Here is a 14,614-nt window from a genome sequence, read left to right as displayed (position 1 = left end):
GCAGAGAATAGTATCTAGAAGATTCCTATTAAAGGATGATAACGATGTGGTCTAAAATAGTCTCTTATATTCCAGATTGGACAGTTTTTATGCAGGCAGCCATCACGCTGCTCTTTCCCATAGGGTTATATTACCTTTACAAGCATTTGTATTTTTATGTTGGAAGCGGACGTTCCAAGGAGTCAGGAGCTGACTCTCAGGAGGAACATAAGAAGGCAGACAATGAGGGAGTAAAACAGCAGCAGGGTGCGTCTACAGTGTTTACGCAAGATTATGATGCCGACCTAGCGGCGATAAGAACGGCCTTGGGGGGGAATAGTGATGTGCATTTTCGTGAATTTTCAGTCAAAGGTATTCAGGCACGTGCCGCATTGGTCTATGTGGAGGGCATGCAGGATGAAGAGCTAATCAATCAACAGGTGTTGCAAAATCTGATGTTTGCCGGTGAAATGCAAGCTTCGGAAGGAATATACACCTATATGAAACAGACTATGCTCCCGCTGGCTCAGCTTAGTGATGCTAGAGATTTGGACCATCTGCAGGAGTCTGTCCTGTTTGGATACACTGCACTGATTGTCGAAGGCATGCGTGAGATGCTTCTGGTGGGCTTTCCACATGGAGCAGTGCGCGCAATAACTGAGCCAACCTCGGAAGCTTTACTGCGGGGACCCCGGATTGGCTTTACCGAAGTGCTCAGTGAGAATACCTCTATGCTACGGCGCCAAGGTCTTAATATGAATCTGGAAATGAAAATGGTTGAAGTGGGTAGCGAAATCAAGAAGAGTCTAGTTATCGCTTATATGAAAAACATTGTAAATCCTGATCTGCTACAGGAAGTGAATGAACGGATCTCCAAAATTGATATGGATTTCATTCTGGAATCTGGCTATGTGGAGCAGTTAATCGAGGATGATTATTTAAGTCCGTTTCAGCAAACACAGAATACGGAAAGACCCGATCGAGTGATTGCCTCTTTATTAGAGGGGAGAATTGCAATTTTGCTGGACGGCACACCGTTTGCACTCATTGTTCCAGTGACGTTCAGTATGCTTTTACAGTCTCCCGAGGATTACTATGAGCGCTGGTTTCCAGGTACCCTTTTAAGGGTGTTACGGTTTTGCGCATCATTTCTGGCTCTGTTAGCCCCTGCGCTTTATATTTCCTTTATCTCCTTTCATCCGGGACTAATTCCTACTCAGCTGGCCATTTCCATAATTGAAGCACGCCAAGGTGTACCCTTTCCTGCTTTAATTGAAGTACTGATTCTGGAGATTTCCATTGAAATCTTACGTGAAGCTGGAATTCGTCTGCCGAAGCCCATAGGTCCGGCAATGGGAATTGTCGGAGGTCTGATCATTGGAGATGCCGCGGTACAGGCCGGTATTGTAAGTCCATTTCTAGTAATTGTCGTTGCAGTGACAGCGATCTCTTCGTTTTCCATACCGATGTACAGTGCCGGCATTACCCTCCGGATCTTACGATTCGCAGGCATGTTATTTGCAGCGGTCCTGGGCATGTACGGAACCATCCTGTTCTTCCTGCTGATTTGCAGTCATCTGACTCGCCTTTCAAGCTTCGGGGTGCCTTACATCACACCGATCTCGCCCTTTCGGGTAAGTGACTGGAAGGATTTGTTTATCCGTGCACCCTTATCCATTATGAAGCGAAGACCGGAGATGCTGAAGACCCAGAAGAAAAATCGCAAATCCTAGAGAATGTATTCTTGCAGGAGCAGGGGGGAGACCACAGTGTTCAAACGTACGGATGACAAGATCACAACCTCGCAAGCTGCCATAGTATTGACCAATTCAATGCTGGGTGCCGGAATTTTGACCTTGCCAAGAGATCTTGTCAAGGCTGTACAGACTCCTGATGCCTGGGTTTCTGTGGTGCTGGGTGGTATTGTCGTGTTTATAGTGATAATGGTTATGGTGAAGCTTAGCCAGCAATTTCCAGGTAAAACTGTCTTTCAGTATTCTAAAAAAATTGTTGGAAATCTTCCAGGTGGTGTACTGAGTTCTTTGTTGATTCTGTACTTTATTGTGATTGCGGGCTTCGAAATCCGAGTACTGGCGGAAGTAACGTTGTTCTTTCTTCTGGAAGGGACTCCAATTTGGGCGATTGTGATGCCGTTCATCTGGGTAGGCACCTATTTGGTGTATGGGGGGATTAATTCCATTGCCCGTGTGTTTCAAATTGTGTTTCCGATCAGTATCTTTATTCTGATTATTTGTTTTATCTTAAGCTCCAGAATATTTGATATTCATCATTTACGCCCTTTTATGAGTGAAGGCCTGATGCCGGTCATTCGGGGGATGAAGTCGGGCATCCTGATCTTTACTGGATGTGAGGTTGTTATGATCATGACGGCCTTTATGGAGCATCCGCAGGAAGCGGTTAAAGGGATGATGGTCGGATTCTGTATCCCGTTGGTACTGTATTTGGTAACTGTTGTGATGGTTATTGGAGGTCTGTCCATCAATTCTGTAATCACCAGTACCTGGCCTACGATAGATTTGGTACGAAGCTTGGAAATTTCAGGATTCTTTTTTGAACGATTTGAATTTCCTTTGTTAGTCATATGGCTGATGCAGATGTTCTGCAATTTTTGCAGTTTTTTCTTTAATGCGTCACTTGGAATTTCGCAAGTGTTTAATCTGAAGATCCATCCGGTTATGTTCGCCTTAATGCCTGTAATTTTCATCTGCACGATGATTCCTCAACGAATCAACGATGTCTTCAGTCTTGGTGAATCGATTGGCTATATGGGTGTGCTGATTTTTATGTTGTTGCCACTGTTATTGTCGATCGTATTACTGATCAGGAAGAAAGGACTCAAGCAGAATGTTTAGACAGAGGGTAATACACTTACTAATAATATTCATGATTCTGCTTACGCAGCCTGGTTGTTGGAGCAGTAAAGAGATTGAAGACCTGAGTGTTATTACGGGATTGGCGCTTGATAAGGGGGAACCTAGAACGCTCGAACGGGAATTTGAGGAGCGTGGAGGGAGCTACCCAAAGCATAATAAACTTACGGCAACCGTACAAATTGTGCCTGAAAGAACAATCGGGAACTCCGGTAAAGAAGGCGAAAAAACCAAAACCCATTTTTACAATATTTCAGAAACAGGGGATTCTCTGCTTGAAATATTCCGTCAGTTCTCCATTCGCAAGAACCGTCCGATTATAGGCCATCACCTTAAGGTTATCGTCATATCAGAGGATCTAGTGCAAAAGGCGAAGATCAGACAGTTAATGGATTTTGTACTCCGAGATAACGATATCCGTCCCAGTTGTCTCATATTTCTTAGCCAGGGGCTCGCGTCCGATTCGCTTATGACGACTGAGGAGGAGATTCCTTCCTTCCGGCTGGTGGAGATGGTCCGTAACAATTTCAGAACCAGTAAAGTTATGAAGGGCATAACGCTATCGAATCTAGATGCGCTTATGTACTCCAAGCAAAGCTTTGTGTTGCAGAACGTTATAGAGGCACATGGTGAGATCAAATTTTCCGGAGCCGGTATAATCAAGGGAGATACAGGACATTGGATCGGAAATCTCGACCAAAATGACGTGGAGAGTATTGCCTGGATCAAGGGGGATATAAGAGGAGGGAGTCTCAAAGCATATGATCAGTCGAACGAGTCGATTACTTATGAGATTAAATCCGTTAAGAGTAAGATTACGCTGAAAGAGACCGATGATAAGAAGATATCATTTCATGTTGCAATTGAGTCCACTGGACGCCTAATTGAGAATTGGGATGCTGATGCGCATTCCTCGGAAGTTGATTATTTCAAAGAACTAGAGAAGATATTCGAAGAAAAATTAACCCAACAAATCAATGCTCTTATCAACAAAATGCAATCCACTTACAAAGTGGATGTAGCAGGATTCGGAGATTGGTTTAGCATTGAAAGGCCTCATGTCTGGAAACAGATTAAGGATCATTGGGACGAGGAATTTACTCGGATTCCAGTGACCTTTGATCTAAAGCTTAAGATTACCGATTTTGGTACAACATCTGATTGAACGAATTTCCAGACAGAATATCGAAAATTATTTTTAATCGAAGCACCCCAATTAGCGGGTGTTTCGTTATGTTCGGACATATATTGTATTTTTCTAGAAAAAACAAACCATATATCTTAAATTTGACACCTTGTTGAAAGCGCTTAACAGTACAATAATAAGCCTATAACGAAAATAGGGGGCGTCAAACAATGGTCAGCAAAAAAATGAAGGCAACTTCAGCAATTGCGTTATCAGCAGCTTTGGTTTTAAGTATGGCAGCGTGTGGAAATTCAAACAACAACGAGAGTAAAGGCGCTACAGAGTCGAAAGGGAATACAGCTACGAATGCTCCAGATGCCGGAACTACAAAAACCGAAAGCGGTAAGAAGGTCACGATTACTTTTCAAAATATCTACCCGGATCCAGCAACACCTTCTTATAAGATGCTTCATGAATTAGTTGACCAATATGAAAAAGAAAACCCTAACATTCACATCGAACTGGATACTTTAAATACGGACCAGCAAAAGGTCAAATTGAAAACACAAGCCGCTTCCAAAGAAATTCCTGATATTACGATTGTTAACCCGGCTGCACAAATGAAACCTTTCGTTGATGCTAAGCTGTTTGCTCCTCTGAATGACATGCTGGATCAAAATGGACTGAAAGACACTTATCAATCCGGTCTACTTGATTACTACAGCTTCGATGGTAATGTTTATGCGCTGCCAGATGGTAATAACATCGAGGTAGTCTACTATAATAAAGAACTCTTCGAGCAAGCGGGCATCGCAGACACTCCTAAAACATTCGATGAATTACTCCAAGATGTAAAAACCTTGAAAGCAAAAGGCATTACGCCAATCGCGATCGGTGAAAAAGATTCCTGGACGGGTTCATTCTTGTTCATGAATATCCTGCTTCGCACGAATGGAGGACCTGGTTTCCTTCAAGACGTACTTGATGGCAAAAAAACATTTGAAGATCCTGCTTTCGTAGAAGCTGTAGATCGTTTCCAAGACCTCGTGCAAGCAGGTGCATTCCCAGATGGAGCAACTTCCATCGATGCTAATGCAGGTGGTAATATCTTCAAATCCGGTAAAGCTGCTATGTGGGTTATCGGTTCATGGGAAACAGGTGCAATTGACGCTTCCTCAGTCGCTGGTAAAGCAGGAGCCTTCCAATTCCCAAGCGTTAATGGTAAAGGGGATCCAAATGAATTCATGCTCGCACCAGGTAGCGCCTTTGCGATTTCTGCGAACAGTGAGCATTTACAAGAAACGAAAGATTTCTTGAATTTCTTTACACTGAATCTTCCTAAAAAACAATTTGAACTTAAAAATGCTGTAGGGATTGGTCAAAAAGTGGATGGGGACCTGAAAGGCGCAGGATATTCTGATCTGGCGATCAACATTTCAGGATTGTTCAATCAGGTTAAAGGTGGCGACTTGGCCTTTGACAACACCATGAACCCAGCTACGGCACAAGTCCATCTAAGCAGTATCCAAAATCTTTTTGTTCAAAAAGTGGATTCCGCTCAAGTAGCTAAAGAACATCAAACCGCATTTGAAGCTAATAAATAAGAAGGTTTTGAAAACGCGATGCGAGGGTGCTTAAACGCTTCTTCGCATCGTGTTTACATTCTAGGGGGCGGAAATAATGAAGGTACTAAAGGTTCCAGCGCGCACAATCGCCGTCTTCGTGTTACCTTGCCTGCTTTTGTATGTGTGCTTGGTGTTTGCTCCTATCCTAGTATCCTTTTATACAGGATTGCTGCAATGGGACGGAATTACGACTACGAAAACATTTGCTGGACTTGCTAATTTCAAAGAGATGTTTTTTCATGATCCAGTGTTTTGGCCATCTGTAAAGAGAACGTTACTCTATGCTGTGGCTTCCATGGTGGAAATTCCATTTTGTTTGTTGATGGCTATCCTTCTAAATCGGTACGTGAGAAAAGGAAACACTTTAGTTTCTATTTACTTTACGCCGGTTATTTTGTCGGTGGTTATCATTGGTCAGCTCTGGAAAACGATCTATGACCCTGTCTCCATGGGCGGGATGTTGAATGGCGTCCTGATCTCTCTTGGGCTGGATAGCTGGACTCACAATTGGATCACAGAACCTAAAATTGCGATGTTTGCGCTTTATGCAGTATCTCTTTGGCAATATTTTGGCTACCATTTGCTGATTCAATATACCGGTGTTCAGAATATCCCGGATGAGCTGTATGAAGCGGCAAAGATTGATGGGGCTGACGGATTCAAAGCCGATCGATATATTACTTTTCCGCTGATTATTCCAATCTTTAAAATATCTATCGTACTCGCCTTTATAGGGTCTTTGCAGGCTTTTGATCTCGTTATGGTCATGACAGCCGGTGGACCTGCTCACGCTACAGATGTTATTTCTACACATATGTACAACAGTTCATTCTTATCCTTTAAATATGGATATGGTAGTGCTATCGCTTCGTTCTTGGTCATACTGTGCCTTGTGTTTACTGCTAGCATTAATACTATCTTTAATAAGCTTGAGAAAAAATTCAGTTAGCAAAGGAGTGCGCGATCATGCGGAATGTCAAGCATAAACGCCCAAAGCGTCCTTACAAGGACGGTAAGCGTTTAAGCGAGAAATATAAGAATAATGTATTCCGTGAAACTAATACGTTCTTATATTTTAAAAAAGGACTCGTGTATCTTCTCTTTGCGATTCCTGTCGTTACCCAGCTATATCCTCTTCTATGGCTAATGCTCTATTCCTTGAAGACCAATGAAGAGATTTTGGGAGGAAGTTTTTTCTCATTTCCTAAAGTATTTCAGTGGCATAACTATAGCGAGGCTTATAAGTCCGGTAGCTATTTAAAGTATTTATCTAACAGTGTAGTGGTTACTGGTGTAACGATGATCTTCGTCATCCTGCTTAGCTCGATGGTAGCTTACGCGATCTCACGGTTCCGTTGGCGTTACGGCAACTTGGTCATGACGATCTTCTTAATGGGGATGATGATTCCCATGCAGGCCACCTTGCTTCCGCTGATGATCATTTTCAAAAATATGCATATTCTGAATACGCACTTATCGCTCATATTGCCTTATGTTGCTTTTTCAACCCCTATAGCGGTGTTCATATTAAGTGGCTTTATGAAGAGCATTCCGCATGAAATCGAAGAATCAGCCTTTATTGATGGGGCGAGCGTATATCGGATCTTCCGCACGATCATTCTTCCTGTGTCCGTACCACCTGTAATGACTGTGTGTATTCTAACGTTCATCAACATTTGGAATGAGTATATCTTAGCGGCCACCTTCATTTCTTCCGAGAAATTGAAGACCTTGCCCTTTGGCGTGTACACATTCGTTAGTCAGTATTCTGTAAACTATGGGAATATCGGTGCATTTCTAGTGATGGGTGCGTTACCCGTCATTTTAATCTATTTCTTCTTATCCAATCAGATTACAAAAGGAATGGTGGCGGGCGCAGTAAAAGGATAAATCTATATTGCAAATTACAATAATGGAATTATAATGAAGAAGCAGCAGGACAGATGAGTTTGAGGAGGGAAGCCTTTTTGAGAAACAGCTTTCATTCCATCCACCATCGATTGTTTTTGCTGTTTCTTTTTTGCATGTCTAGCATTCTATTAATTGTGAGTCTGCTCTATTACAACCGGACAACCGTACAGTTTCATGAGAAAATAAGTGATTTGTCGCAGAAGAATGTCGCTCAGACAGCGGATCTATTCAGCTTACTGTACAAAGGGTATGATAGTCTCTCTAAATCACTCAGCAATAACTTTGAATTGATACGTTTGATTAATGAGACAAGCACAGAGCCCGCGGTAGCTTACATCAATGAACAGACGATTACCAATATTTTAGGAGCTATATTTTATTCTCGGGATGATCTCGTAGGTATTCATGTCATTACAGATAAAGGTAAGATCTATAATTACGGAAACTATATGAATGTGGTTGATCCCGAATATATGAAGGAAGATTGGTACCATCAGCTGCAAGCTTCCTCCGGTAAAATGGTCTGGCTCGGCGTCTATGAACATTCTCTTATCGATCAGGTGGAGGATAGTCCTGTGTTTGCCTTCGGCCGTCAGATTTACGATCTCAATGAACACAAACCGATTGGCATTGTTCTGTACGAGACGAATCCGAAGCCTGTTCTGGATGCGTTGGATAATGTGAAGCTGGGTGAGCATAGCCAGGTGTATTTAATGTCGCAGGATGGACGATTCGTATCCTCTGCCGAAGATCAGGAACCTGATTTAACTCAGCTCCCGTCTTTACAGAACTCCCAGAATGTTGTGGTCGAACAGACAGCCAACCGTCTGCTTGTCGCTTCTAAACTGTCCTTCTCTGGTTGGTGGGTGCTTAGTATCACTCCTAATCGCGACCTAAATGTAGAGTTGGTAGAGATGAAACGTTATCTGTTCATTGTATTTTCGATTCTTGTTCTCGTCTCTACTTTGATAGCTTCTATTGTCTCACGAACGATTTCTTTGCCGCTTAAAAAGGTGATTCGAGAGATGAAGCAAGTGGAGATCGGTAATTTTCGGGGAATGGTGAATGTTTCATCTTATCAAGAGATTAATATTCTTGTTGCTTCGTTTAATCGGATGGTTCGCCGGATCGAAGAACTAATCGAGCGGGTAAAACTTTCTTCCGTCAGTGAGAAGAATGCTGAGCTTCATGCCTTACAATCTCAAGTGAACCCACATTTTCTATACAATACTCTGGATATGATTTATTGGATGCTGGATGAGGAAGGGAATGAGCAACTGGGTGAACTTGTTCTCTCGCTATCTTCGATGTTCCGGTACAGCAGTTATTGGGAAGTTGACGTAGAAGTCACGCTACGAGAAGAACTGGAACAAATCGGGCACTATCTAAATATTATTTCTATCCGGCTGGAAGGTCGTCTACGGATTGAGATAAATATAGATGAACGATGGCTTGAGGTTCGCCTTCCCAAGATGACTGTACAACCGGTCATTGAAAATGCTGTAAAACATGGCTTGGAATCGCTCGATCGTCAAGGTATTTTGAAGGTGAGTATACTTGAAGAAGCTGGATTGCTGAATATCGTCGTTCAAGATAATGGCAAAGGTATGGATGCAGAGAAGCTGAATGCGCTGGTGGAATCCTTGGATCGACCTACAACGAAAGAAAATGGAAAAATGGGGATCGGTCTTCAAAATCTGCATCGGCGGCTCCAGCATATGTTCGGAGAATCTTATGGTCTTGTGATTCGAAGCTTACCTGGAGAAGGAACCGTGGTTGCTATTATGCTGCCGATTCCGCAGGAAGGAGAGCATAGTCGTGAACATTCTCATAGCTGATGATGAACGGGTGATCCGAGAAGGCATTAAGCGCACTATAAGAAGTATCTATCCAGATTATTGTGTACATGTTGCTGCGTCGACAGAAGAAGCTGTCAAGATTATGGAGGAACAGTCCATCCATATCGTCTTAACAGATATTCTTATGCCCGGTATGAATGGTCTAGAGTTCATGAGGATTTCTAAGCGGCGGTATCCTTATGTCAAATGGGTGGTCATCTCTGCACACAGTGAGTTCGCCTATGCGCAGGAGGCAGTTCGTCTTGGAGCGAGAGATTATCTACTTAAGCCGATCGGTAAAAGCAAGCTACTTGAGATTATTAGTAACTTATCGCTAGAAATAGAGCAGGATCATAAGCTTATTAAAGATGAAGACCGATTAAGGTCAAGTCTGAAATATTTAAGAGAAGGTGTATTTCAAAGGCTCGCTTCTGGTTTTAATCTCGGTAATTTAGACATCAGTCAATTAATAGAAGACCATCAATGTTTCTATTTGATTTTGCTTCAAATGGAGGCGGGTGATAAAAACATCCGGATAGAACATTTTATTGTAGAGAATGTGTTAACTGAGCTGATAGAGCGTGACGGGAGCGGTTTTGTGGTCAGCTATGACCGCCAGAGTCTGCTGGGATTAATCACCTTAAGAGAAGATGCACGATTAGAATCTTTTCTGGAAGATGGGCGGACCTATTTGAAGCAATATTTAAAAACACCTTTCCAAATGATCCATTCCGGACTTAGCTACGATATAAATACTGTCCCTCAGATCGTAACGAGCTTAAGAGAGGCAGTGAATTCGCAAGTATTGGATTTAACGCCAGCGAAAGGTAGTGGCGAAAAAGCCATCGACATCGCATTGCAGTATGTAAAAGAACACTATTTCGAAGACCTTACTTTGGAAAAGATTGCTTCCGTTGTATTTCTGAATCCGGTCTACTTCAGTCAATTATTTAAACAGAAGACGGGTCAAGGCTATAAAGAATACGTGACATCCTTACGATTAGAGCAAGCCAAGCTGCTGCTAGTGAACTCGAAGCTTAAGGTGGCAGAAATCGCCGAACGTATTGGATATCAGGACATGCGACATTTTACACAGATGTTCCGCAAGCGGTTCCTAGTAACTCCGACGGAGTATCGTCAGCAGCTTAACAATGGAACCTACTGAATTTTTGTTCATAGGAAAGGAAAAAGGATCTCTGCAGCCATTAGGGTGGCTATAGAGATCTTTTTTGTGTGTAGATCAGTATGGGTAACTAGAAGCAGCGTATATAAAAATAACGAAAAATAAAATGATTATGGCATAAAGTAGAGTGCCGACAATCCCGCATACCAGACCCGCAATAGCTAAGCCTCTTCCTTGCTCATACCGAATCCGTATTTCTTTAAGGGACAGGGCAGACAGAATAACCGCTACAATCCCTAACAAAAATCCGATATAAGGAACAATTATGGAAAGTACTCCTAAAACGAAACCAGCAATTGACTTGCCATTCATCGGTGTTGGTGGGGGCGGGGGAGGATAATAGTTTTGATTCTCGTTCGGCCCATAACTCATTCAAATCACCTCCTATCAAGCGTGTTATTGGATGTAGTTAATCCAGTGTTCAAGCTGTACACAAGGAATGAGTCCAATAGATTCAGCTAGTCTGATGGAAGCTTGATTTGTTTCAAGCACATGATAGCGTGGAATAAACCCTCGTTCTAACGTTTCTTGTATGGCGGTTTGGACCACCTTTTTCGCATACCCGTTTCTTTGAGAGGATTCTAAAGTATGTACAGCGCCGATTTCCCAGATGGTTTCTTCATTACGGAACGCTAAGCAGGTACTGACCGGATTGTTGTCTAGGAAAATTGACACGGAAAAAGCCCCGTTTTGAAAATAGTCTTCTATTTCGTCTTTCGTGTAATGATTAGCGGCCCACAGCGGAATTAATCTGTCGTCAACCACATGACTGATAACAACATCTTCGTCCTTCGGAAAGATTTGTCCCTCAGCTGTACTGTATGAGTAGAACCCCCGGACTTTCTCCATTGAAAAATGTGATGATAATGCCTCTTTATAGTTCACGTCTTGCAGTTTAAAAACAATTTTTGCTTGTGGAGGCAACAATTGAAACAGAGCCGGAAATACATCTGGGCTGCTGTAATCCATAAATACGATGTAATCCGCTTGAGGATATACTCTATGATCATATGCGTACGCTGAAGCAGGAAGAAGCAATAAAACACCCCATTGATTTCCTTGCTCCACAAGATGAGACTCCATGACTTCATGGAATGAGGTTAGCATTTTTAATAAACTGACATTCTTTAACGGTTCTTTGCGCAATCTGGTCATAATTCGGTCATTCTGGTGCATGTTATTTACTCCCCGCTCAATATATTTCAATATAAATTGCACTTATGCAGATCATTGTATTTAGGATAATTATTATATCGCAGAAATACGTCAGCTTGACAGTGACTGCTATAATGTATTAGGAAAATAAAGCTTGCTGTTTGATGCAGCATACGTAATCGGAGGCACAGAATTTCATGACACAATCTATCACACCCGCTGCAGTTCGTGTAGGAGGAGGCCTAACTAAGCAATTTATACTTATTTTAGCCATTGCATCAGGATTAAGCGTTGCAAATATGTATTACAATCAGCCCCTTTTGGCTGATATAGGACGAACATTCCATGCATCCTCTAACGCAGTAGGATATGTATCGATGCTTACTCAGATCGGTTATGCGCTTGGGATGTTATTCTTTGTTCCGTTGGGCGACATCCGTGAACGAAGAACACTAATATCCGGACTTCTTATTGCTGTATCACTATCACTTGTTGGTTTCGCTACAGCTCAGAACCTTATTTGGATGTATATCGCCAGTTTTGCTATTGGCATAACTACGGTCGTGCCGCAGGTCATCATTCCTCTCTCGGCGGAGCTCGCTTTGCCAGAAGAAAGAGGTAAGGTTATTGGAACCGTAATGAGCGGGCTATTTTTTGGTATTTTGCTGGCAAGAACAATATCCGGAATTATAGGAGATATGTTCGGCTGGAGAGCCATGTACTGGATTGCCGCAGCTATAATGCTATTGTTATCCCTTATCTTATACCAACTAATTCCAAAGACGAAACCAGAAAATAATTCATCCTATTCAGATCTACTGAAATCAATGGGGAATTTGATTCGCAGATATTCGACGCTTCGTGAAGCATCATTGATTGGTGCTTGTATGTTTGGTGGCTTCAGCGTGTTCTGGACTTCACTGGCTTTCTTTCTAGAAGGTGAACCTTACCACTATAGTAGCTCTATCACAGGCTTGTTTGGGTTGATTGGTGTAGCAGGTGCTGCGGGCGCTCCATTTATCGGTAGGTTAGCTGATAGGATCGCACCGAAAAAGATAGTAGGTATACTACTATTGCTGACATTGATTGCTTATGGATTCTTCGGTTTAGCTGGATTTACAATTTGGAGCCTGATTGCCGGTGTTATTATTCTGGATCTTGGAGTACAAGGGTCACAGGTTAGTAACCAAACACGAATCTATGCACTTGAGCCGGCGGCGCGCAGCCGAATAAATACGGTGTTTATGGTCAGCACTTTTACAGGTGGAGCTATTGGATCAACACTAGGAAGCTTTGCATGGCAGCATTGGGGCTGGAGTGGCGTCTGTCTGATGGGTGGAATGCTAATTGTGGCCGCTATATGCATATGGATAGTATATAGAGTAATTGAGAAGAAGGCATTAAACGCAGGAGGTGCATGAGCATCGCTCAGAAGACGAAAATCGTAGAGGTTGTCCCGTATGATCCAGAGTGGAAGGTAGAATTCGATAGAATAAGAGAACAGTTGTTATCTTATGTTGGCGACCTCATTATTACGATAGAGCATGTGGGGAGTACTTCCATTGAAGGGCTCGCTGCTAAACCCATCATAGATCTTGATCTTGTAATGGATAGCTACGATGTACTCCCACAAATCATAGAACGTTTACAACAGCATTGCTATGAACATCAAGGGAACTTGGGAATCGAGGGCAGGGAAGCCTTCAAAAGACGTCAAGCGGACGAATTCATGAAATATCATCTGTATGTATGCCCTAAGGATGGAAAAGGGTATTTGGAGCATATCGCTTTTAGAGACTATCTCCGTTCAAATGCGGAAGCACGCCAAGCATATGCAGAAGTCAAACAGCGTCTGGCGGAACAACACCGTTACGATATAGATGCTTACTGTGAAGGAAAGACAGCGTTTGTCACCTCGATTTTATCAAAAGCCATGAAATAACCCATAAGCAATCATGTGCCAGATCGAAGATGGTTTCGATATTCACTGGGGGACATACCGCTCCACTTACGGAACTGCTTGGAGAAATATAACGCATCATTGAAACCGACCGAAGAGGATACCTGGTCGATGGTGAGCGTTCCTCCAAGCAGTTCCTTTGCTTTATCCATGCGAACCTTTAACAAATATTGCTTGGGTGACATTCCGATCTTTTGCTTAAAGGCCTTAGAGAGGTGTGCCCTATGATAACCAAGAGAGGATGCCATGTGGTCGATACTGATCTGTTGATGAAATTGGAGAGAGATCCAGCGGATCGCTTGATTGATCTGGCGGTCGATAACATCCGGTAATTGTGCGGATTTAGGGGTGAGCGAACTTATGTTCGCAAGACCGAATTTGTGCACCAGAAGGCGCAGCCACCCAGAAGCCTCCAAACTTTCCAACCTTGGATAAGCAGACTGCTGAAAAGAAAAACGAATATGCTCATACAAGTTATGTATCTCTATAAGGTTATCTAAGTGTATTAACGGCTTGTCCGGTGTAATCCCCACTTCTTTAAATAGCTGTTGAACGGCTTCTCCTTGCAAGGCTACCCATACATAAGTCCAAGGCTGTTCCATGTCTGCCTGATAACTGAATAATGCCCCTGGGAAAATAACAAAGGTATCTCCCGTACCACATATATGAGAGTTACTTCCACTCTGAAACACACCCTTTCCATCCATTACGGTATGTATAAGGTAGTAATCGTGAACAGAAGGCCCCATCTTATGTCCCGGGACCGGTTTACCTTCTCCGCTGAACAATACAGTTAGGTCGATTTCATCTGGAGCAAGATTAAACCCTGCTGTGAAATGATAATGCTCTGAAGCCATTTGCTTATGACCTCCTATACGTGATTTGAATTACATTTAGATTATAGGACGGGCCACTTAAATGCAACAAATATCCATATATGAATTGT

General features: G+C 42.7%; 13 protein-coding genes. 10 read left to right on the top strand and 3 right to left on the bottom strand.

The features are described from left to right. Positions 1 to 44: 44 nt before the first annotated feature. The 8 genes from NYE25_RS06060 to NYE25_RS06025 all read left to right on the top strand — a co-directional run bounded on the left by NYE25_RS06060 (position 45) and on the right by NYE25_RS06025 (position 10,535). The gene (locus NYE25_RS06060; protein ID WP_076283627.1) at positions 45 to 1,712 is read left to right on the top strand and encodes a spore germination protein; all 1,668 of its coding nucleotides are present in this window, start codon (positions 45 to 47) and stop codon (positions 1,710 to 1,712) included. A 36-nt stretch (positions 1,713 to 1,748) separates the two neighbouring features. After that, positions 1,749 to 2,852, top strand: coding sequence for a GerAB/ArcD/ProY family transporter (locus NYE25_RS06055; protein ID WP_076283628.1), 1,104 nt, complete (start codon positions 1,749 to 1,751; stop codon positions 2,850 to 2,852). Then, positions 2,845 to 4,035, top strand: a complete 1,191-nt coding sequence (locus tag NYE25_RS06050; RefSeq protein WP_341145409.1) for a Ger(x)C family spore germination protein — start codon at positions 2,845 to 2,847, stop codon at positions 4,033 to 4,035. Before NYE25_RS06055 ends, NYE25_RS06050 begins: the two co-directional genes overlap by 8 nt. Before the next feature lie 191 nt (positions 4,036 to 4,226). Next, a complete protein-coding gene (locus NYE25_RS06045) occupies positions 4,227 to 5,600 on the top strand; it encodes an extracellular solute-binding protein (protein WP_341060929.1) in 1,374 nt (457 codons plus the stop codon). A gap of 76 nt (positions 5,601 to 5,676) precedes the next feature. Continuing rightward, positions 5,677 to 6,570 (top strand): carbohydrate ABC transporter permease, encoded by an 894-nt coding sequence (locus NYE25_RS06040; RefSeq protein ID WP_042188566.1) that lies wholly within the window; start codon positions 5,677 to 5,679, stop codon positions 6,568 to 6,570. Positions 6,571 to 6,587: 17 nt separating this feature from the next. Then, entirely contained in the window at positions 6,588 to 7,511 is a 924-nt protein-coding gene (locus tag NYE25_RS06035; protein ID WP_256716236.1) for a carbohydrate ABC transporter permease, read from the top strand. 77 nt (positions 7,512 to 7,588) lie between these two features. Next, positions 7,589 to 9,370 (top strand): cache domain-containing sensor histidine kinase, encoded by a 1,782-nt coding sequence (locus NYE25_RS06030; protein ID WP_341060928.1) that lies wholly within the window; start codon positions 7,589 to 7,591, stop codon positions 9,368 to 9,370. Continuing rightward, the gene (locus NYE25_RS06025; RefSeq protein WP_341145408.1) at positions 9,351 to 10,535 is read left to right on the top strand and encodes a response regulator; all 1,185 of its coding nucleotides are present in this window, start codon (positions 9,351 to 9,353) and stop codon (positions 10,533 to 10,535) included. Before NYE25_RS06030 ends, NYE25_RS06025 begins: the two co-directional genes overlap by 20 nt. Positions 10,536 to 10,610: 75 nt before the next feature. Here the strand turns inward: NYE25_RS06025 and NYE25_RS06020 are convergent, their stop codons facing one another. After that, positions 10,611 to 10,925 carry a DUF4190 domain-containing protein gene (locus NYE25_RS06020; RefSeq protein WP_076298693.1) on the bottom strand — a complete coding sequence of 105 codons (315 nt, stop codon included), beginning with the start codon at positions 10,923 to 10,925 and terminating at the stop codon, positions 10,611 to 10,613. A gap of 24 nt (positions 10,926 to 10,949) precedes the next feature. Next, a complete protein-coding gene (locus NYE25_RS06015; protein ID WP_341145407.1) occupies positions 10,950 to 11,729 on the bottom strand; it encodes a GNAT family N-acetyltransferase in 780 nt (259 codons plus the stop codon). Between the two features lie 176 nt (positions 11,730 to 11,905). On the opposite strand from NYE25_RS06015, the gene NYE25_RS06010 reads away from it, so the two are divergent. Both NYE25_RS06010 and NYE25_RS06005 read left to right on the top strand, forming a co-directional pair. Further along, positions 11,906 to 13,129 (top strand): MFS transporter, encoded by a 1,224-nt coding sequence (locus NYE25_RS06010; RefSeq protein ID WP_341145406.1) that lies wholly within the window; start codon positions 11,906 to 11,908, stop codon positions 13,127 to 13,129. Next, the gene (locus tag NYE25_RS06005; RefSeq protein ID WP_341145405.1) at positions 13,126 to 13,650 is read left to right on the top strand and encodes a GrpB family protein; all 525 of its coding nucleotides are present in this window, start codon (positions 13,126 to 13,128) and stop codon (positions 13,648 to 13,650) included. The genes NYE25_RS06010 and NYE25_RS06005 overlap by 4 nt, the downstream gene beginning before the upstream one ends. Before the next feature lie 11 nt (positions 13,651 to 13,661). Here NYE25_RS06005 and NYE25_RS06000 read toward each other — a convergent pair whose 3' ends face one another. Continuing rightward, positions 13,662 to 14,525, bottom strand: coding sequence for an AraC family transcriptional regulator (locus NYE25_RS06000; RefSeq protein WP_341145404.1), 864 nt, complete (start codon positions 14,523 to 14,525; stop codon positions 13,662 to 13,664). Positions 14,526 to 14,614 lie beyond the last annotated feature (89 nt).

Source organism: Paenibacillus sp. FSL E2-8871, assembly GCF_038000345.1.
In the GTDB taxonomy this organism is placed as follows: Bacteria; Bacillota; Bacilli; order Paenibacillales; family Paenibacillaceae; genus Paenibacillus_AQ.
Note: the sequence above shows the minus strand (reverse complement) of the source record. Positions and strands in the feature narration are given on the sequence as shown.